General features: G+C 52.2%; 17 protein-coding genes and 1 riboswitch. Of the genes, 4 read left to right on the top strand and 13 right to left on the bottom strand.

What is annotated here, in order from left to right; all coding sequences use genetic code 11:
- Positions 1-37: 37 nt before the first annotated feature.
- Entirely contained in the window at positions 38-826 is a 789-nt protein-coding gene (locus tag E1757_RS13070; protein WP_133228708.1) for an AraC family transcriptional regulator, read from the bottom strand.
- 127 nt (positions 827-953) lie between these two features.
- On the opposite strand from E1757_RS13070, the gene pyk reads away from it, so the two are divergent.
- Positions 954-2372 (top strand): pyruvate kinase, encoded by a 1419-nt coding sequence (gene pyk, locus E1757_RS13065; protein ID WP_133228706.1) that lies wholly within the window; start codon positions 954-956, stop codon positions 2370-2372.
- 109 nt (positions 2373-2481) lie between these two features.
- Positions 2482-3297, top strand: coding sequence for an EcsC family protein (locus tag E1757_RS13060; RefSeq protein ID WP_133228704.1), 816 nt, complete (start codon positions 2482-2484; stop codon positions 3295-3297).
- Positions 3298-3330: 33 nt separating this feature from the next.
- On the opposite strand, the gene E1757_RS13055 is transcribed toward E1757_RS13060, so the two are convergent.
- From E1757_RS13055 to E1757_RS13025, 7 genes are all read right to left on the bottom strand, one after another.
- A complete protein-coding gene (locus E1757_RS13055) occupies positions 3331-4980 on the bottom strand; it encodes a b(o/a)3-type cytochrome-c oxidase subunit 1 (RefSeq protein WP_133228702.1) in 1650 nt (549 codons plus the stop codon).
- A gap of 51 nt (positions 4981-5031) precedes the next feature.
- A complete protein-coding gene (locus E1757_RS13050) occupies positions 5032-5523 on the bottom strand; it encodes a cytochrome c oxidase subunit II (protein WP_133228700.1) in 492 nt (163 codons plus the stop codon).
- Positions 5524-5562: 39 nt separating this feature from the next.
- Entirely contained in the window at positions 5563-5688 is a 126-nt protein-coding gene (locus E1757_RS13045; RefSeq protein ID WP_133228697.1) for a cytochrome c oxidase subunit 2A, read from the bottom strand.
- A 220-nt stretch (positions 5689-5908) separates the two neighbouring features.
- Positions 5909-6703 (bottom strand): energy-coupling factor transporter transmembrane component T family protein, encoded by a 795-nt coding sequence (locus E1757_RS13040; RefSeq protein ID WP_425464837.1) that lies wholly within the window; start codon positions 6701-6703, stop codon positions 5909-5911.
- Between the two features lie 29 nt (positions 6704-6732).
- Complete coding sequence (locus tag E1757_RS13035) at positions 6733-8256, bottom strand: ABC transporter ATP-binding protein (RefSeq protein ID WP_133228692.1); 1524 nt, start codon at positions 8254-8256, stop codon at positions 6733-6735.
- Complete coding sequence (locus E1757_RS13030) at positions 8253-8843, bottom strand: ECF transporter S component (RefSeq protein WP_133228690.1); 591 nt, start codon at positions 8841-8843, stop codon at positions 8253-8255. Before E1757_RS13030 ends, E1757_RS13035 begins: the two co-directional genes overlap by 4 nt.
- 128 nt (positions 8844-8971) lie before the next feature.
- Positions 8972-9076, bottom strand: a riboswitch (TPP riboswitch).
- Positions 9077-9137: 61 nt separating this feature from the next.
- Entirely contained in the window at positions 9138-10103 is a 966-nt protein-coding gene (locus E1757_RS13025; RefSeq protein WP_165972095.1) for an acetylxylan esterase, read from the bottom strand.
- 142 nt (positions 10104-10245) lie between these two features.
- On the opposite strand from E1757_RS13025, the gene asd reads away from it, so the two are divergent.
- Positions 10246-11028: an archaetidylserine decarboxylase gene (asd, locus tag E1757_RS13020; protein WP_133228683.1), complete on the top strand. Its 783-nt coding sequence runs from the start codon at positions 10246-10248 to the stop codon at positions 11026-11028.
- A 117-nt stretch (positions 11029-11145) separates the two neighbouring features.
- Here the strand turns inward: asd and E1757_RS13015 are convergent, their stop codons facing one another.
- The 4 genes from E1757_RS13015 to kduI form a co-directional block, all read right to left on the bottom strand.
- Entirely contained in the window at positions 11146-11883 is a 738-nt protein-coding gene (locus E1757_RS13015) for a WecB/TagA/CpsF family glycosyltransferase (RefSeq protein WP_133228680.1), read from the bottom strand.
- A 131-nt stretch (positions 11884-12014) separates the two neighbouring features.
- The gene (locus E1757_RS13010; protein WP_165972094.1) at positions 12015-14186 is read right to left on the bottom strand and encodes an ATP-binding protein; all 2172 of its coding nucleotides are present in this window, start codon (positions 14184-14186) and stop codon (positions 12015-12017) included.
- Between the two features lie 37 nt (positions 14187-14223).
- On the bottom strand, positions 14224-15861 hold the full coding sequence (locus E1757_RS13005) for a thiamine pyrophosphate-binding protein (RefSeq protein WP_133228672.1): 1638 nt from the start codon (positions 15859-15861) through the stop codon (positions 14224-14226).
- 200 nt (positions 15862-16061) lie between these two features.
- Complete coding sequence (gene kduI, locus E1757_RS13000; protein WP_181956643.1) at positions 16062-16895, bottom strand: 5-dehydro-4-deoxy-D-glucuronate isomerase; 834 nt, start codon at positions 16893-16895, stop codon at positions 16062-16064.
- Positions 16896-17171: 276 nt separating this feature from the next.
- Between kduI and E1757_RS12995 the strand changes: the two genes are divergently transcribed.
- Complete coding sequence (locus tag E1757_RS12995) at positions 17172-18479, top strand: aminotransferase class I/II-fold pyridoxal phosphate-dependent enzyme (RefSeq protein WP_133228668.1); 1308 nt, start codon at positions 17172-17174, stop codon at positions 18477-18479.
- Positions 18480-19031: 552 nt separating this feature from the next.
- On the opposite strand, the gene ilvA is transcribed toward E1757_RS12995, so the two are convergent.
- Positions 19032-20285, bottom strand: coding sequence for a threonine ammonia-lyase IlvA (gene ilvA / locus E1757_RS12990; protein ID WP_133228665.1), 1254 nt, complete (start codon positions 20283-20285; stop codon positions 19032-19034).
- Positions 20286-20305: the final 20 nt, after the last annotated feature.

The following is a 20305-nucleotide window of genomic DNA, read 5'->3' as shown; positions in this document are numbered from 1 at the left end:
ATAGTACTTTTTTAAAAGTACAGCGTAAAGCGGGGATTCATCGCTTCTCCTCTCTTTCTTTTATATAGGCGGCAGGCGGGAGGCCGGTTTCTCTTTTGAATATCCGGTGAAAATACGAAGGATCGCAATAGCCTAAATAGTCGGAAATATCGGCGATTGTTCTTTGGGATTGCGTGAGCAAATAAAGCGCTGTTTTGATCCGCAGTGCGTGCACAAATCCGCCGATGGTTTGGCCTGTCACTTCACTGAAAACAGCGGCTGCATAGTTAGGACTTTTGCCGATGACGTCGCCAAGGACGTCTTTTGTCACTTTTTCGCGGTAATGGTTTTGAATATAGGCTTTCATCAGCTCGGCATGACTTTCTTTAAGCGTGGATGGCTGCCCTTCGGCCATTTCACGGCTCCAGCGAGTCAGCACCTCCATCATCAGCGTTGAGCACATCGCATCGGTAAAGGCCGGCCGTTCGGTCCATTCCTCCTGCATGGTTCTGAATTTTTGCAGCAGCAGCTCGTACTTGCCGGTTTTCCATTTGTAAACGCGTTTTTCAAGCAACATGGGAAGCAAACGTATCCATGCCCCCTCCTCTCTCGTGAAGCAGACGACATATTTACCGTGAGTAACGGAAGGAATGCTTTTCCCGTAAAATGGAACCCCGCTTGGGACAAGCAGCAGGTCTCCTTTTTCCAGCAGCCATTTTTCCTCCCGAATCCAATACAAGCATTTCCCGTAATTGACCAGTATCAACATCCATGACGCAGCGCCTTCTACATATTCCTCAAACCATTGCGCGCCCGTATCTTGCCGAATTGATTGAATGAACAGCAAAGGATCAACCTTCCCAACGATTAGATTTAAATACTATTATACATTTACAGTACTATTTTTCATAGTAAGAAATTATTTTTTCCACTACAATGATGTTCATCGAAACCATCACAGGAGGACAGCAGCAATGTTACGCAAAACGAAAATTATGTGCACAATGGGGCCCGCATGCGATTCTGTAGAGACATTGAAGGCACTGATTGGTGCCGGCATGAACTCGGCCCGGATGAACATGGCTCACGGCGATTTGGACGATCATAGAGGAAGAATTCAAAGAGTGCGTCAGGCTGCCCGGGAGTTGGGAGCTACCGTCTCCATATTGTTGGATATTAAGGGGCCCGAAATCCGCACCGGCGTATTGGAGCAGCCTTCATACGAGCTTCGTACCGGAGAGACGCTCATTTTAACGACCGAGCAGATCAAAGGGACAGCACAGCGCATATCGGTTTCTTATTCGGAATTGACCAAAGACGTTGCGGTCGGTTCGCGGATTTTGCTGGACGACGGGCTGATCGAGCTTCATGCGGAGGCGATCGACGGCACGGAAATCCACTGTCGCATTATTAATGGCGGCATCATCAAATCCCGCAAAGGGGTTAATTTGCCGGGAATCCACACCTCGCTGCCGGGAGTTACCGAAAGGGATGTGCAGCATATATTGTTCGGAATCGAACAGGATGTCGATATTATCGCAGCTTCATTCGTCCGTAAGGCAAGCGACATTTTGGAAATCAGACGATTGCTGGATGAGGGGGGCGCCTCTCACATTCAAATTATTTCGAAAATTGAGAATCAGGAAGGCGTCGAAAATTTGGACGAAATCCTCGAAGCATCGGATGGGCTAATGGTTGCGCGCGGCGATCTCGGGGTTGAAATTCCAATTGAGGACGTTCCGATTATCCAGAAGCAAATGATCCAAAAAAGCAATGCAGTCGGCAAGCCGGTCATTACAGCGACCCATATGCTCGACTCTATGCAGGTGAACCCGCGTCCAACCAGAGCGGAAGCAAGCGATGTGGCAAACGCGGTTTATGACGGCACCGATGTGCTGATGCTCTCGGGCGAAACCGCAGCCGGAAAATATCCGCTGGAATCCGTAAAGACGATGGCGGCCATTGCCGCAAATATCGAATCCACTCTCTCCTATACTGAAATGCTGCAAAAGAAAGCCGCGCTGCATAAAAACAACATCACCGAGGTGATCAGCCAAGCCGCCGTCGGCGCTTCGCTTGATTTGGAAGCCGCCGCTATTATTACGCCGACGGTTAGCGGATTTACATCGCGGATGGTTTCGAAATACCGCCCGAAAGCTCCTATCATCGCGGTAGCTTCGGACGAGCGGGTGCAGAGAAAACTTTGTTTGTTTTGGGGCGTATTTCCGGTTAAAGGAATCCCCGTTCAATCAACGGATGAAATGTTCGCCACGTCCATTCAGAGCGCCCTGGAAAGCGGACTAATCCGATCCGGCGAGCTGGCGGTTGTTTCCGCAGGCGTGCCGGTGGGACAATCCGGCTCTACGAACTTAATAAAAATTCAGCAGGTATAAAGCTCCACTGACGGTTTCCATGCTTTGGCATGCGAAGCCGTTTTTTTTACTTGTTGCTCCGGTAACGTATAATGGTAGTATGAAGGGTGACAAAGGGAGTGCCGTGCAGATGAATACAAGATGGAGCGTATACGAACAACAGACCGCAAAAGCGTTAAAAATTTGGGAGAAACAATTGCTTAAGCCTCCCGGTTTTTTGGAAAATACGTCAAAAGTCATTTCGGCGCGAATCAATCAGGTCATCCCCGATAAAGTACATCAAACCATTACAGCTACGGTAAAAGGGATCGTCAAAACAGCGCTGTTCAGTATCGAATATATGCCTAAAAACCCTCCCTTGTCCGGCAGCTCGCTCGCAGCAAGAGATTATAAGGCTGAGGAATTAATATCGTTATACAAAAAGCTCGCCGCAGCCGAAGGAGCGGGTGCGGGTGCGGGGGGCATTTTGCTCGGCGTTGCCGATTTTCCGATTTTGATCGGTATCAAAATGAAATTTTTGTTCGAGCTGGCTCATATTTACGGCCATTCGACCAGCGATTACCGGGAGCGGTTGTTCATTCTGCATGTATTTCAGCTGGCCTTTTCCAGCCAGGTGAAAAAACGGGTTCTGCTGCAAACGGTCATTCAATGGCCGGAGACCGCCCGTACCCTCCCTCCCGCCGAGTCCTACGCGGAGCATATCGATTGGCAGCAGCTTCAACAGGAATATCGAGATACGATCGATTTTCGCAAAATGCTGCAGCTTGTTCCCGGGATCGGCGCCGTAATAGGCGCGTGGGCCAACTACGGCCTGCTCGATGAGCTAGGCCGTGTCGGAATGAACTGCTACCGCCTTCGTTGGCTTCAGGAAACCGGCAGCCGGATGATGGAGGAGCGGAACATACAAAATGACGGAACCGCAGATCACAGCGGTCCCGTCGATTGAATCGGAATCGGTTGAAATGCAGCGGCGAACTGGCTACCAGGTTACGATTCCTTTGGCTCCGGTGCCCGGATTGTTCAGCAGCTCCATGACCGGAATCGAGTAAGCGATCAAAATGAGAACGACAATCGCGCCCACCCATATGCCCCAGCGCTCGAAAATAGCCGGCGTCCGCTCCGCCGTATCTCTGACCTCGGCGACCGGATATTCGGTCTCGCCTTTCGGCGCTCTCAAGAGCATCACGACATTCATAATCATCATGACGACGCCGATGAACAAAACCGTCCCTCCGATGGCCATGACGACATGGTACGGCATCCATAAGATAGCGTCCGGATGATCCTGGTATGTCGTGTACGCGGTTCTGCGCGGCGAACCGAACAGGCCGACCGTGTGCATCGCGCCCGACATAAAGAACATGCCGACCAGCCAGATGATCGTCTGGACGATGCCTAATTTATGCATACGCGGCGTCAACACACGGCCAGTTATGGCTGGAATCAGCCAGTACGTAACGCCGAAGAAGGTCAATGCGACGCTCGTCGCTACCGTCAGATGGAAGTGGCCGGTGACCCATAGCGTATTGTGAACGACCATGTTCATTTGATGGCTCGCATTGATAAGGCCGCCCGCCCCGGCAGGGATAAAGACCAGCATGCCCATAAAAGGAGCGAAAAAACGGACATCGCGCCAAGGAAGCTTTTTCAGCCAGCCGAACAGACCCTTCGCTCCGATACTGCGGCCATGCAGTTCAAATGTCGCAAACAGCGAGAAGGCCGTCATCAAGGATGGCACTACTACCATGAACGTTAGCACTACCTGAACATATTTCCATACCGAGCTGATTCCCGGTTCCATGAGCTGATGATGAAATCCGACAGGGATAGAAAACAGCAGCAGCAGGATAAAAGCCAATCGCGCCAAAGCATCGCTGAACATTTTGCCGCCGATTACTTTCGGAATGACTACATACCAGCAAATATAAGCCGGAAGCAACCAGAAATAAACGAGCGGATGGCCGAAATACCAGAACAAGGTACGGCTTAACGTGACGTTTACTGTTTCGACCCATCCGAACGACCACGGAATGAGCATGAATAACACCTCGATCGCAACCCCTAACGTAGCGATAAACCACATCAGCATCGTCACGACAGCCATAAAAGCGAATAAAGGCGACAGCTTGCCGTTATGCGTTTTTTTCCAATAGCGGTAATTGATGAAAATGCCGAAGCAGCTCATCCAGCTGCCGACTACAATGAAGACAAGCGCTACATAAAACCACGGGGAAGCTTTCATCGGCGCGTAGAAGGTGTACAGCACCGTCGCTTTGTTAAGCAGTATTAAAATGGTAGCGATAACGGTGCCTGTCGTCATCAATCCGTAACCGAGCCATCCGAGCGCGCGCGGGACCGGCAGCAAATGCCCGCCTAAAGTTTTCGCCACTCCGGAGTATAGGAAGCCGATAATGAAATAGGTCGTAAATACGAGCGCCATCAAAATTCCGTGCGCTGTCAGCAGTTGGTAATAGCCGATTCCGTAAGGCAGTGTAATCATACCGCCGCGCACAAGCCCTTGCAGTACCCCGGCCACCCCGCCGAGCAGCAGGGCGAAAAATGCGAACAAAATATGTGCAAGCACCAGCGCCGAATCGCGGCGGTCAAAGCTTTTGAATTGTGTGATCATCGTTCTGTTCTCCTTTGCCGAACAAGCCAGGCTTGTTCTTAATTTCACAAACTATTTCACAATAATGACAGCCTGCATCATTTCATGAGCGGCGCCGCAATATTCATTGCATAAAATCAGAAATTCGCCTTTTTTCGTAAATGTATAGGTCAGATGGTTTACCTCGCCCGGCACTACCATCATGTTCACATTCGTACCCGGAATTTGAAAGCCGTGAACGACATCCTTGCTTGTGATATGAAAGTGAACGGTAGCTCCTTGCGGAACTTCCATTTTATCCGGTCCGTACCCGAAGGCGAATGCCAGCATATAGGCGTCGTACTCGTTTTCGCCGATTTTTTTCAAACCCAAATCGTTGAAAGGCGCCGTCTGATCCACGGTTTCCGGGTCGACCGTCTGCCGCGATTGATGCTGCGAATGATCATGATCTCCCGGTGTCTGAGCTCCCAACGCAAAGGCGCCGACCCCTAAGACAACCAAAAATACGACCAGCATGGCGATGCCGAAGCTTAACCAAATTTTTTCATAGCGGTGAATATGCATGGAATGTCCAACCCCTTCTACTGAAGTGTAAATTGCTGCCTAGCCTCTGGAAACGAAGATGGCGAATACGCCGACCCATGTCAGTATGAGAAACCCGCCAAGCAGCAATACCGATACTAACGTTCCTTTTAAAGCCGTATCTTCCTGCTTATGCTGTTGATCCACGCTGCCTTCACTCCTTTCAGACTTAACTTTGATGCTCTTATTGTAGAAGGTGGGCCGGCGGGCATCTATGACCAAAGTCACATTGGATGTTAGGCAACCTTGAACGTTTTGTGTACGCCACCCGATCTCCGCAGAAATTAATTGCGCATCATTTGCCAAGCAACAAAAAAATCCGCCTCTTCAGCGATCTGCCGAAGAAGCGGATTGATGTTGATGCAGTCTATACTTTGTACCGTACGTCGCCGATATGAAAATATGGCAAGTGCTGCCCTGCATATATGGAGGCCGAAATGGCCGCTGCGAAAAACAGCAGCAGGTACACATCCCGCAGTGAAAAGCCGATGCGGTAATAATAGGTGCGCCCGCGCGCCATGGAGAAGCGCTTCGCTTCCATCGCCACCGCAATGCGCTGGGCGCGGCGAATGCTTTGCGCCAGCAGCGGGATCGCGTACAGCCGCAGCGTCTCGTAGAAGCCCGCCAATCCTGCGCGCCGCTTGACGCCGCGCACCTTCAACGCCATCCGCAGCGTCCGCAGCTCATCCGCCATGATCGGCATCAGCCGCAGTGCGGCCATGAAGCTGTATGCGAATTTGGGCGGCAGCTTGCACTGCTGCATTAACGAATAGAACAACGCCACCGGCTTCGTCGTGAGCGCAAACAGCAAGCCGGTCAAAGCCATGTTGACCGTCTTCAAGCCGATATGCAGCCCGCGGAAGAAGCTTTCCTCCGTCACATGGACAAGCCCCCATCTAAGCCATGTCGTATCGCCTTTGCCGAACAGCATCATCGACATCGAGGAGGAGACAAAGACGAGACCGAACGGCAGGAGCAACAGCAGCAGCCGCGACAGCGGATGTCCGGAGAATAAAAGCAGCAGCAGCAGTTGGGCTATCGTCATATTGACCAACACATTGATGTTATCCGTAAACAGCACGACAAAAAACATCCCGACCGACAAGATCAGCTTCACGCTCGGATTTACCCGGTGCAGCCATGTTTCTTCGAATGTGAACAAGCTTATGCCCTCCGTTTTCCATGTTGTCGTCAGCGCCGCATTTCAGCCGGCTCAAGACCGCTTGGCGGTGCTGCCGGCTGCTCCAACGTGCGCAAATAAGCAGTCGACGCGGCATCCAGGGCAAGGCGGCCTTGCTCGATCCGCCATACGCGGGTAGCAAAGTATCGCACAATATCCATATCATGCGTCACCATGATGATCGATGCGCCCTGACGGCGCCAGCCTTCCAGCTTTTCCAGGATGGCGAAGGTGTTGGCCGCGTCCTGTCCGAACGTCGGCTCATCCAGCAGCACCAGCTGCCGGCACTTGCCCATCGCCGTCGCGACGCTCAGACGCCGCTTCTGCCCGAGCGACAGCTGGAACGGGTGCTGCGCCCGCCGGGCTTCGAGGCCAAACTCGGCCAACAGCTCCTCCGTCAGCCGCTCGGCATCGGCGGCGCCGTCCCTGCGAAAGCCGAATGCGGCCTCGTCGAACACGGAGTTGGTGACAAACTGCATCTCCGGGTTTTGAAACACATAGGCGGCCTCGTCCGCCATATCTTTAAAGCCAAGCACGCGGCGGCCGAGAAACGCATAGCCGCCGCTCGTGCGGATCAGCTGCATGATCGACTGCAGCAGCGTGCTTTTTCCTGCGCCGTTAGGCCCGACAACGGCGATCCATTCCCCGGAATCCAGTCGCGCATCCGCGACCTGGATTCGAGGCTTCCCGCTGCGCCCGTCCGGATATCCGGCGAATTCGCGCAGTGTCAGCACTTCCCGGGCGGCTCCGGCATCTGCGGGGCCGGCCTCGCGGGCCGCCTGCAGCGCTTTGTAGCCGGGGCCGGCGGTATAATCCCGCCACACGCCGGGGTACCAGATGCCGTACTCCTGCAGCTCCGGCTTGTGTACGGCGAACACATGCGCTGGCTGGCCGTCCGCCAGCACAGCCCCGTCGTGGTTAAACAACACGACGCGGTCCACAAACCCGATCACCGCGTCGATTTTATGCTCCACGATGATCAGCGTTTTATGCCGGCCGACTTTCTTTAACGTCTCCCACACCTGCTCCGTCCCTTCCGGATCGAGCAATGCCGTCGGCTCATCCAGGAACAGGACGTCAGGCTCCAGCGCCAATATAGAAGCGATAGCGAGCCGCTGCTTCATCCCCTGCGACATCGATTGGATCGGGATATGCGGGTCCTTCAAGTCCAGTCCCACCTGCAGCAGCCCGTCGCGAATGCGGGCGTCCATCTCTTCCCTCGGCACGCCCAAATTTTCCAGCACAAAGGCCAACTCTTCGTCAACGTAAGGCATGCAAAACTGCGTATCCGGGTCCTGGAACAAATAGCCCCAGGAGGAAGGAATCGTGATGCCGTCGCAGCGCATCGGCACTTCAATCGCTCCCGGAATCAAACCGGTCAGCACCTGCAGCAGCGTCGATTTTCCGCTTCCGCTCGGTCCGAGCAGCAGCACCTTTTGGCCGGCCGGCACGGCAAACGACAAATCGTCGAACTGCAGCGACGCAGTTCCGGCAAACTTGAGCCTCAGACCATTGACCGCGGCGATCGCGCTCATTCGGTTTTGCGCTCCAACGCGTCATAGTCGGCCCGGCTCGCCGGACGGACCAGATTGGCCACGCCTGCGGCCTCCAGCGCTTTGACAAGCCAATATGCGCACAGGCCTGTAATAAACACGCTGCTGATCAGGCGAAATACAAGATACAAAATTAAATTCCATGATTGCAAATCCGTTAAGTAGCCTTTGAATCCGTCGAAAATTAACGAAGCGACCGCGGAAGCCATACCTGCGAGCGCGGCAACCCCAGGCGAAAAGCTGCGGTAGCGAAACAGAAAAAACACAAGCTCGGCTCCCAAACCTTGGGCGATCCCGTATGTCAACGCCTCGACGCCGTACTGCGAGGCGGCCAGCAGTTCGCCCGATGCGGCGGCTACCTCCGCCAGCAGCGCGACGCCGGGCTTGCGGATCAGCAGGTAAGCAACCGTTGCGGCCATGAACCAGACGCCGTAGACGAGCTGATCGAGCTGCAGTCCGGCCAGTTTGACAATGTTCGAGACATCCCCCCATAACCTGTAAATCACAGCAAAAACAACCGCAATGACGATCGTGACCAAAATATCGGTCAATTTCAAACCTTTTGACATTGTACCTGCTCCACCCTTTCTCCCGATAATATAAATAAGCTCATTCACTGTTCCGGAGGCCCGTTGAAAAGCAAAAAGACCACCTCCGCTTCCGAAAGTGGTCTGCATGTGTGAATTTCATTACACGCTTCAAACGCTCTCCACTTCCCTACGCTGGCACAATCCAGATCAGGTTCAGAGGGTCTAGGATCTGCGATCCAATCTCAGCCGGTTAGGCTCCCCTAGTGACATAAATCATATTATCATGTATGTAAAAAAAGTCAACGCCAAAATTAATGCCGGTTCCGCTTCATCCTAAAGATACGAAGCTGCAAACCGCATCATGGCCTCTTCGTGAAAAGGCAGCGCCTCATGACCGTAATCATGATACAGCTTCAGCTCTTTTTCTCCGGCCAGATGGTTGTAGACGGCAAAGCAGGTTGACGGCGGGCAGGTGATGTCCTGCAGCGTGATCGCCATTAACGTTCTCGCTCTCACCCGCGAGGCCATGTTTATGCCGTCAAAATAACTAAGCGTCCGGTACACCCGCTCCTCCTGGAGATGCTCCGGATCGAACCGGCGGAACCAGTTTTTGATTTCCGCATACGGTCCGCTATTATGTATCTCGACGGCACGCCGGAAATGGCATAAAAACGGATAATACGGCATCGCCAGCTTAGGCCGCTCGTCCAGCCCGGCCGCCGCCAACGCCAAGCCTCCTCCCTGGCTGCCGCCGTACACGGCGATCCGCGAAGCGTCGACCTCCTGCCGTCCGCACACGAAATCAAGCGCGCGGATGCAATCGATATATACCAGCCTGTAATAATACTCGGCAGGGTTCAAAAGGCCGAGCGTCATCCAGCCGGATACGCTGCCCTGCGGAAAAACCGCGCCGACCGGCGTTAAGCCGCCTTGCCCCCTTGCGTCGATCGCGAATGCCGCCATTCCCATCGAAGCCCAATGCAGCAATTCATGCGGGTTCCCGCGGTTGCCGTTATAGCCGTGATACTTGACAATAACAGGCAGCGAACCCGGAGCGTGATCCCCAGCCGGTACGACATACCATCCGTGAATCGGCGTACCGTCCATACCGTCAAAAACGACATCGTATATCCGGATTGAAGTCAACGGATGATCGTTCACCGGCTCCGCCTTGGCATTCAACGGTGCTTGCTTTGAATCCGCTTTCGCATTGTTCCAAAACTCATCGAAATCGGGCTGCGCCGTCAAATCAGGCTTATAATGATAAAGTTCCGATAAGGGCAAATCAACATTTGGCATAAACATCAGCTCCTTTATAAAATGCAGCCGGCAAAAGGCTCGCCGCTTCATTGGCCGGTATCTTTTTCTCTTGCGTTGGGACAGCTTATATGTCAAGATATTTGATAAACAACAAATAGAGGGAACAGGTGAATGCAGAGCTATGACGAAATCTTTTTTCCGCTTGTTAACGGAGCTTTCTTCCCGCAAATCGATCTCTAAATTAACAGGCGCGTTTGCAAAATCACGAGCAAGCCGGGCGCTTATTCCCCGCTTTGCCAAAATATACGGTATCCGGCTGGAGGATGCCGAAAAACAGTTGAGCGAGTACGCCTCCCTCAACGATTTTTTTACGAGACGGCTGAAGCCGGGGCTTCGCCCTGTTGATGCGTCCCCGAGAGCTTTGGTCAGTCCGGTCGACGCCAAAATTACCGGCATCGGCACGATTGCCGACGGCCTGATTTTAAATGTAAAAGGGCAGGATTACACGGTGGAAGAACTGCTCAACTTTTCGCCGCGCATGGTTAACTATAAAAACGGTTTCTACTTTGTACTATATTTGAGCCCGACGGATTATCACCGGATCCATTCGCCGATCGATGGAACCATCATTGAAAAAGAACATATTCCAGGCAAAGTATACCCGGTCAACGAGTTCGGATTGCGCCATATGCGCAGGGTGCTAAGCCGCAACGAGCGCCTGATTACGTATATGCAGCATGAATCGGGCGAGCTGGCGGTCGTCAAGGTCGGCGCCATGAACGTTAGCAGCATTCAATACGCTTCTCCGCTGGCCAGCCATCCGGTCCGCGGCGACGATCTCGCATACTTCGAATTCGGCTCGACGGTCGTCCTTCTGCTGGAAAGCGACACGTTTGTAAGCCGCAGCGATCTGGAGGTCGGAAGTACGGTGAAAATGGGCGAGAAGCTCGGGACGTTGGTTTAGGCATGGAGAGGAAGCTATTCAGCAGTACAGCTGACTGGAGCTTCCTCTTTTTATTTGCGCATGTTCTCCGATAAGCCATACGATCGCTCGGTTATCGCTATTCCCGGACATTATCCGCTATCTGCCGCGTCCGAACAGCACCCTTAGCGCAAATTTGGGCAAAACGAGCTGACGGCGCCACCGCGACGGCTGAGCCAGCAGCCGGTACAGCCATTCGAGGTGAAGATTTTGCCATATGACCGGGGCGCGCTTCACCTTACCCGCGAGTACGTCAAGACTTCCGCCTATGCCGAATGCGATCTTCGCCTGAAGCTCGGATTTATACCGATAAATCCACTTCTCCGAATACGGCGCACCCATAGCCACGACCAATATATCGGGCTTGGCTTCCCTGATCGCGGCCACGACACCCGCTTCCTCGTCTTTGCCGAAAAATCCGTTCTGCCTGCCGACAATACGGACGCCCGGGTACTGCTTCGCAATCACCTCGGCCGATTTCCGGTTCGTCTCTTCATCGGCCCCCAACAGGTAGACGGAATAGCCCTTCTCATTGCCGGATTTCAGCAGGCCGGTAAATATATCGAATCCGGTTACGCGCTCTTCCAGCGGTTCGCCCTGCCATTTGGCCGCCATCACGACCCCGATGCCATCCGCCGTAATCATCCCCGCACGGCCGATGATCGACTTCAGCTCGTCGTCCTGACCCGCCATCATGACGATCTCCGGATTCGCGGTTATAAGATGAAACAGGCCGTCATCCTGCTTGTCAATCCGATTGGCCAGCTTCTCTAAAGTTTGCTGCAAATTAAGTTTTGAAAAAGGGACTCCCATAATAGACACCGTTTGTTGCTGCATACCAGTACCATACCTTTTCTATTCAGGATAAAAGAAAAGTATCACGTAACGCCAAAAAATTCAACCTCGAAATAAAAACACTCCATACCCGCAATGATGGAGGTATGAAGTGATGGTTGCCCGGCGGCCGTTTAATTGGTCGTATACGTGAATGGCAAATGATCGACCTGATTGCCCTTCGACAGCACAAGCGGCAGTTCAATCTTAACTGTTGTGCCGAGCCCCTCGCCGCTTTCCACATGAATCCGGCCATGATGGTACTTAATGATTTGGAACGTGACCGTCAGGCCGAGCCCGACCCCTTTTTCCTTCGTCGTATAAAACGGTTCGCCCAGCTTAGGAATCCGCTCCTTCGACAGCCCGCTGCCTTGATCCTTGAACCGTACCGTCACATAATTATGATTCAGCTCGACGCTAATCTGAAGCAGACCGCCGTGCTCCATCGATTCGATGGCGTTTTTGACGATGTTGATAAATGCTTGCTTCAATTGATTTTCCGCGCAGGCTATCGGAGGAATAGCGCCGCCCACAAACAAAACGATTTCGACATTGCTCATAATCGCCTGGGCTTGCAGAAGCTTTACTACATGCTGAAGTATTTCCCCCAGGTCATGCTTTTTCATGCTGATGCATTGCGGCTTGGCGATAAACAGCAGCTCGCTGACGATAAAATTGATGCGGTCCAACTCCGACAGCATGACCTCCAGATTCGACTGCTTTGTATTAGGGTTGGCATTCAGCAGCTGGATAAATCCTCTCAGCGTCGTCAGCGGATTGCGTATTTCGTGAGCAACGCCGGCAGCCAGCTCGCCGATGACAGACAGCTTATCGGTCTTGCGGATAATTTCCTCGGTGCTTTTCCTTAAAGAAATATCGGAGAACGTAACGACCCCGCCTTGTATGGCATCTTCCTCCATAATTGGCGTCAACACATACTCGACCGGAAAAAAGATGCCGTCCGCCCGTTGAAACATCCCTTCCCGCATATACGCGTCCGTCTCGCCGCCCAACACGTCAAAGATCGAATCTTCGATTTGTACGTTAACCATCCCATCCTCACTCTGTAAAATGTCGGTATGCTTGCGGCCTATCAGCTGGTCCACGGGCAGTCCAAGCATACGTGCGGCTGCCGGATTGCAAAATGTAATTTCTCCGTCCAGATTTAAGCCATATATACCTTCGCCTGCCGAATTGAGGATAAGCTCCAAAATACGGTGGTTTTCCCTTAATTCCTTCGTCCTGTCATTGATGATAAGCTCCAGCTGTTCGACTTGAATGGCATTGGATAAAGCCGGAGCCGTCATATCGACAATCGATTGTGCGAGCTGCATGTCAATATCCGCGTACGTTCGGATTTCGCCCAAGCTTACGACGGCGATCGTGCCCAGCACTTCTCCCGTGGCGACCAGCGGAAGCATAAACACGCCACGGATCCCGAACCGGTGGCAAGCCTCGTGATTCGGTCGATGATCGTTGTCGATATCCGGAATAAACACATACTTCCTGGTTTGAATCACTTCCTGAAACAGCAGGTCATTTTCATAATTAAGCTTGATTTTACTGTGAGTTTTATGCCATTGCTCCTCTGTCCAGTCGCTGCTCCGGCTTAGTTTGGCGGGGCGAAACGTGCTGCCGATCGAATCGCACAGATGAACGCCGATATTCGTATTATTGAGAACTTGGCCGACATAACGGAAGCAGGTATCCAATATTTTATCCGTAGTCGAGCATAGCGACAGCTCGCGCGTAAAGTCGAGCAGCAGCTGCTTCTCCTTGAGAAGCGATTGGATCGCTTGGAACTGCTTTACGTTATGAATCGCCACCGCCGCCATATTGACGTAGGCTTCCACGGTCTGAATTTCCGATTCCGTCAAATTCATAGGAATGCCGTAATCAAACAGAAAAACAATGCCGAACAGCTCGTCGCCATATGAAATCGGCAGTCCCAAAAGCGAGCGAATCTTGAACAATTCGACCGGAGTGGGATCCGGCCTGTTATCTATCGAGGTGTCGGGAATATAGATGCTCTTCCGAGTTGCGATAATATCCCGGGCCAAATGATCCTTCTCCGGATCGACTACCATCTGGTCAAGTGTAATTCCGTTAATATGATCCGGCTTGCCGACGTAGCCGCGAAACGTTCCGTCCGGCTGCGGCAAATAGATCCCGGTGGAATTGCATTTGACGATCTCCTCGGAGATGGCCGTTGCCACGGCCTCAAGCAAGGAGCGCAAATCCAAATTCGAATTTATCAGTTGACTGATCTTAGCCAAGCGGGCGTATCTTGCTTGATCGCCACTCATCCATAACACCATCCTCCAATTATCCGATTCTTATTGCTTACTTTTGAAATGAGGAAAGAAATTTCACCCTGTCACCCATGGGGGGCGTGTTGTTATCCACAATCGCAATTTCCAGCAGAGCGGGCCCGTCCGTACGAATATCATGCAGCACTCCGGCTGACAAATCCTGCATGCTTTCAACGCGCCAGCTCGGAATGCCGAGCGAATAAGCCATATCGGATATTGAAACCGGCCGCTGCTCGAACCGCGGATGACTGCGCTTGTACTGCAGCGTATGGCCATGATACACCATCCCGAGCCTTGCGTTGTTTATAACGACAAACAAAATCGGGAGGTTGTACTCTTTCGCCGTCAATATTTCCATGCCGTGCATAAAAAAGCAGCCGTCGCCCGTTATGCAAACCGTCGGACGGTACGGATCCGCCAAATGCATGCCGATAGCCGTTCCGATTCCGGCGCCCATAGCCCCGAAATGCACATTGATATCGAATGAATCCGATTCGGGAACTTTCATATAATGAATGACGTAGGACATGAACTCTCCGATATCGACCGCAAAACGCGTGTCGGAAGGCATATGCTTCTGCAGCGCCAGCAGCACGTTCTGCGTCGTGTATTCGGCTGTAGGCTGCGGATGCGCCTTGTTATGATCGGGCTCTGCACCGCTGCTCCGCCGAACCCCCATTCGCTCCAGCTCCTGCAGCAGGAAGCTCAGGCTGAGCCCCGCATCGCCCACGATCGGCAAATCGACCGGATATTTACGGTGAAATACGGTATCATCAATGTCGATTTGGATCGTATAACGGTTTTCCGTCAGGCTGCGGTTCCAATTGCTCGTAGCCGTTTCGCCGAGGCTGGAGCCAACGATCAGTATCGCGCTATGCTCCTGATCTTCGATAAGCCGGGAGGCTTTGGGCTGCCCGGCGAAGCCGAATACGCCGTCGTACAACGGATGCGTATCCGGCACCAATCCCTTCGCCTGCGGCGTCGTAACGATCGGCCAGTTCAACGTTTCCGCCAGCTTGAGCACATCCGGGACAGCTCGGCGCGCGCCCTGGCCAACGAAGACGATGCCCTTGCTGTGCTCGGCAAGCTCCCTTGCCGCCTGGCGCAGCAGCGTCCGGTTCGGAACGCTTATTTGCAGCTGCGGAAAAGGCGGCAGAAGGGCGGGCTCGATCTGCTCCAGTTGAATATCGATAGGCATCTGCACATGAACCGGACCCGGGATGCCGGAAAGAGCAATCGTAACCGCCTTGGTCACTTCCGGAAGCAGGTCGGCTGCGTTTTGGACGCATACGCTGTACTTCGTTACCGGCTTAAACAAAGGCACGGCATTTAATTCCTGGGATGCGTTCAAGCCTACCGTTCCGACAGGCACGGAGCCCGTCAAAAACAAAACCGGAAGATGCTCGCGCATCGCATGGGCAGCACCCGTCAACAGGTTGGTGCTGCCGGGGCCGCTGCAGCCGATGCATACGCCCAAGCTGTCGGAATGTTTGGCGTAAGCCGCGGCCATATATGAAGCGGCGCCCTCATGCTTGGCAATGACGGGTGTGATTTGCGGTTTTTCGTACAATTCATCAAAAAAGCCGTTGACCGAACCTGCGGGGATACCAAATATATACTTGACTCCACCATCTTCCAAAAAATCGACCACACTCCGTACTGCCTTCATCATAATTCCCCCTTTTTCAACATTTTTCGATTCAATTCATGTTTTTTCTACACAATTACTTTTATGGGAAAATTTAACTTAATACTACAATTCTACATTCTCCCGCAAAATCCTCCTTTTCCTACGTAATTATTTCAAATAAATACAAAAAAGGACGCTTTTCAGCATCCTTTTTGTACGAATATTTGCAATGCGCAAGATTAACGCAAATCTTTTGGAGCGACCATATCCATGTCGGTAAATTCCTGGTTTTCACCGGCCATTGCCCAAATGAATGTATAATTATTGGTGCCGACGCCGGAGTGGATCGACCAGCTCGGAGAAATGATGGCCTGCTCGTTGCGGACAACGACATGGCGGGTTTCGCCAGGATCGCCCATCAGATGGAACACAAGACCGTCTTCAGGCATATCGAAATAGAAGTACACTTCCGAACGGCGGTTGTGCGTATGGCAGGGCATTGTGTTCCACATATTGCCCGGCTTCAGCAGCGTCATGCCCATAACAAGCTGACAGCTTTGGATGCCGTTCAAATGAATGTACTTGTAAATCGTACGCTCGTTCGACGAATTGATCGAGCCCAAATGCTGCGGCTCGGCTTTGCTGATTTCCACTTTTTCGGTCGGATAGTTTTTGTGAGCCGGTGTGGAATTAAAATAAAAACGGGCCGGATTAGCGGCATTCGCGCTCTTAAACACGACTTCTTTATTGCCAAGACCGACATACAGGCAGTCTTTGCTTTCCAGCACATACTCGGTGCCGTCAACGGTTACAGTCCCTGCAGGACCGACGTTTATAATGCCGATTTCGCGGCGTTCCAAGAAGTAGTCCGCGCCCATTTCGTGCTTGTCCGCTTCCAGTTTAATCGGTTCGGTCGTCGGAATAACGCCGCCTGTAATAAAACGGTCTACGTGGCTGTAAACCATATTGAGCTTGTCGGGAACAAACAAGTTTTCAATTAAAAACTCGCTTCTCAGTCTGTCCGTATCGTATGATTTTGTTTCTGTCGGATTGGTTGCGTAACGGATTTCCATCGCAATAATTGCCTCCTCAAAATGGTAAGTTGATAGTCGAACAATCGTCCGCATCTACATTATGGTAACATAAATCAATTTTTCCCGCTAGCGTTCCACAATGGCGCCACGACAAGATTGTTCACGTGAAAATAGTTTCATCCGATCGTCGGGTTCAAACGAAATCAGCGTGACTCGCCCTCGCTTAAATGGTATAATGTAGCCTAAATGTCGGGCTTTACAGAAATGCGAAGCTCGAGTTAATCAGAAGCATAGATTACGGAAGGACGGACCCTAATGAATCCACTTGCCCAACAGCTAAACGATACGATTGCCAAACAAAATCCGCATGTATACGACATGCTGTCCAGCTTGGGGAAACAAATCTATTTCCCGAAAGTCGGCATCTTGAGCCAATCGGCGGAAGCTAAGCAAAAAGCAAAAAAGTTTAATGCCACCATCGGTACTGCGCTCGAAAACGGACAGCCCATGCACCTGAAGGTCATTCAAGATACGTTATCAGCTTATAATCCGAAGGATTTATACGAATATGCGCCGCCGGCCGGGAAGCCCGAGCTGCGTGCGGCCTGGCGCAGCAAAATGCTGGAGGAGAATCCAAGTCTTTCAAGCGAAGGTTTGGGCAATCCGATCGTCACCAATGCGCTTACCCATGGCTTGAGCGTTATTGCCGACTTGTTCGCCGACGCAGGCGACGCCGTCATTTTTCCGGATAAAAACTGGGAAAACTATGAGCTTACGTTCGGCATCCGCCGCGGCGCCGAGATCGTCAATTACCCGCTCTACAACAGCGATCGCAAGTTCAATGCAGCCGGCCTGCGGGATGCGATGCTCGCACAAAAAAGCAAGGGCAAGGCGATCGTCGTGCTGAACTTTCCGAACAATCCGACCGGCTATACGCCAGGTCCCGAAGAGGGCAAACAAATCGTTGCCGCAATCAAGGAAGCCGCCGAGGCCGGAATCAACGTGGTTGCCGTTACGGACGACGCTTATTTCGGCCTGTTCTTTGAAAATTCGCTTCAGGAATCTTTGGCCGGCCAGCTGGCGAATTTGCATCCGCGCGTGTTATCCGTTAAAGTCGACGGAGCGACGAAGGAGGAATTCGTATGGGGCTTCCGCGTAGGCTTCATTACGTACGCCGGGCAAATCGAAGGCATCCTCGCATCGCTTGAGCAAAAAACAATGGGAATTATTCGCGCAACGATCTCAAGCGGAGCGCACCCTTCCCAAACGTTCGTGCTTCATGCCTTGAACGCACCGGAATTTAAAGCCCAGAAGCAAGAAAAGTTTGAAATCATGAAGGGCCGCGCCAACAAAGTTAAAGCGATTCTTGACAGCGGCAAATTCGACTCCGCATGGGAATACTATCCGTTTAACTCCGGGTACTTCATGTGCCTGAAGCTGAAGACGGTCGAAGCCGAATCGCTGCGCGTGCACCTGCTTGACCATTACGGGATCGGCACGATCGCCTTGGGCGAAACCGACCTGCGCGTCGCCTTCTCCTGCATCGAGGAACAAAATTTGGAAGAGATGTTCAACCTGATTTTCCAAGGCGTTCAAGACATTCAGAAAGTATCGGCAAAATAAACCGATCAAAAAACAAACCGGGCTCTCTCATGAAACGAGAACCCGGTTTTTTGTGCGGTGCCAATTTGTGCGGATCCAATTGTGCGGAATAACGAAGTGAAGCCTCTCAAAGCAAGCAGACGTCGTATGGGGAAGGCTTTACCTTCAGGCATACTGTTGTTTAAGCACTATAATTATTATCCCTTTGCGTCAGTATTGCGGAGCTTCTCCATTCGCGTCAATAATGCGGAACTTCTTCCTTTACGTCGGTATTGCTGAGCTTCTCCATTTGCATCAGTTTTGCGGAGCTTCCCCCGTTACGTCAGTATTGCGGAGCTTCGCCCATTGCATCAGTATTGCGGAGCTTCGCCCATTGCATCAGCAATGCGGAGCTTCGCCATTCGCATCAGCAATGCGGAGCTTCTCCCGTTGCGCCAACTATTCGACTCGGATCATTCAGCCCCTGAGTTAACGGGATAATGCCTATGACGAAATTCTGATTAGTGGAACAAGAGCCGCGCCATACCTTACTTCAACCGGCCGTCCGCACAGGTTGCCCGCGCCGCTCTTCCATCAAATCAACAAATTAAATAAATGCGGATTTTTATTAATTTCCACATATTTGATGCCTTTGTTGATCATCCGTTCGATCAACGGCTCGTAGTCTTCCTTATTTTTCAATTCGATTCCGACCAGTGCCGGCCCGTTCTCTTTGCTCGTTTTTTTCGTATATTCAAAGCGGGTGATATCGTCGTTCGGTCCAAGCACCTCATCGAGAAATTCACGCAATGCGCCGGCCCGCTGAGGAAATTCCACCGTGAAATAATGCTTAAGCCCCTCATAAATGAGCGACCTCTCTTTAATTTCCTGCATCCGGTCGATATCGTTGTTGCCTCCGCTGATGATGCAGACCACGTTTTTTCCGGCGATTTGCTCGCGGTAGAAATCGAGCGCCGTAATCGTCAGCGCTCCGGCCGGCTCGGCCACAATCGCATTCTCGTTATACAGCTCAAGAATCTTCGTGCATACCTTGCCCTCGGGAACAACGACAATGTCGTCCACAACCTTTTGACAAATGTCGTAGGTCAGCTCACCTACCCGTTTTACCGCCGTGCCATCCACGAAGTTATCGATATCGGTCAAGGTGACGATTTCCCCTTTGCCGATCGACTGCTGCATGGACGGAGCGCCGGTCGTCTCGACTCCGATCACCTTGGTCGACGGACTGATGCTTTTGACATAGGTGCCGACACCCGCCGCCAGACCGCCGCCGCCTATGCCGGCAAACACGTAATCGACACGCTCCCGCATATCGTTCATCAGCTCCAATCCTACCGTGCCTTGACCGGCAATGATTTTCTGATGATCGAACGGATGGATGAACTGCATTTCCTCCCGTTCGCTGTAGCTGACAGCCTCTCTCAGCGAATCGTCGAAAGTGTCGCCGATGAGAATGACCTCGATGTACGGGCCGCCGAACAGCTTGACCTGGGAAATTTTTTGCCGTGGCGTTGTGGTGGGCATGAATATTTTGCCCTGGACCTGCAGCGTATTGCAGGAATAGGCCAAGCCCTGGGCGTGATTGCCCGCGCTTGCGCAGACGACGCCTTTGCGCAGCTTGTCCTCGGGGAGACTGCGCATCAAATGATAAGCACCGCGGATCTTAAACGAACGTACGACCTGCAGGTCTTCCCGTTTCAAGTACACGTTGCAGTTATATTTATCCGACAGGATAAAGTTTTTTTGCAATGGCGTATGGTTCACGACATCCTTCAGCATATGACTTGCGACTATGATATCTTCCAGCTTGACCGATTGACTGTTCATCGCATCCTCCGTAATCTGTT

Source organism: Paenibacillus piri (assembly GCF_004354045.1).
Lineage (GTDB): Bacteria > Bacillota > Bacilli > Paenibacillales > NBRC-103111 > Paenibacillus_S > Paenibacillus_S piri.
Note: the sequence above shows the minus strand (reverse complement) of the source record. Positions and strands in the feature narration are given on the sequence as shown.

Excerpts from the sequence above, each read along its gene's own strand:
- pyk (WP_133228706.1), top strand. The coding sequence starts at position 954 with ATGTTACGCAAAACGAAAATTATGTGCACAATGGGGCCCGCATGCGAT.
- E1757_RS13060 (WP_133228704.1), top strand. The coding sequence starts at position 2,482 with ATGAATACAAGATGGAGCGTATACGAACAACAGACCGCAAAAGCGTTA.
- E1757_RS13055 (WP_133228702.1), bottom strand. The coding sequence starts at position 4,980 with ATGATCACACAATTCAAAAGCTTTGACCGCCGCGATTCGGCGCTGGTG.
- E1757_RS13050 (WP_133228700.1), bottom strand. The coding sequence starts at position 5,523 with ATGCATATTCACCGCTATGAAAAAATTTGGTTAAGCTTCGGCATCGCC.
- E1757_RS13035 (WP_133228692.1), bottom strand. The coding sequence starts at position 8,256 with ATGAGCGCGATCGCCGCGGTCAATGGTCTGAGGCTCAAGTTTGCCGGA.
- E1757_RS13030 (WP_133228690.1), bottom strand. The coding sequence starts at position 8,843 with ATGTCAAAAGGTTTGAAATTGACCGATATTTTGGTCACGATCGTCATT.
- E1757_RS13025 (WP_165972095.1), bottom strand. The coding sequence starts at position 10,103 with ATGCCAAATGTTGATTTGCCCTTATCGGAACTTTATCATTATAAGCCT.
- asd (WP_133228683.1), top strand. The coding sequence starts at position 10,246 with ATGACGAAATCTTTTTTCCGCTTGTTAACGGAGCTTTCTTCCCGCAAA.
- E1757_RS13015 (WP_133228680.1), bottom strand. The coding sequence starts at position 11,883 with ATGCAGCAACAAACGGTGTCTATTATGGGAGTCCCTTTTTCAAAACTT.
- E1757_RS13010 (WP_165972094.1), bottom strand. The coding sequence starts at position 14,186 with ATGAGTGGCGATCAAGCAAGATACGCCCGCTTGGCTAAGATCAGTCAA.
- E1757_RS13005 (WP_133228672.1), bottom strand. The coding sequence starts at position 15,861 with ATGAAGGCAGTACGGAGTGTGGTCGATTTTTTGGAAGATGGTGGAGTC.
- kduI (WP_181956643.1), bottom strand. The coding sequence starts at position 16,895 with ATGGAAATCCGTTACGCAACCAATCCGACAGAAACAAAATCATACGAT.
- E1757_RS12995 (WP_133228668.1), top strand. The coding sequence starts at position 17,172 with ATGAATCCACTTGCCCAACAGCTAAACGATACGATTGCCAAACAAAAT.
- ilvA (WP_133228665.1), bottom strand. The coding sequence starts at position 20,285 with ATGAACAGTCAATCGGTCAAGCTGGAAGATATCATAGTCGCAAGTCAT.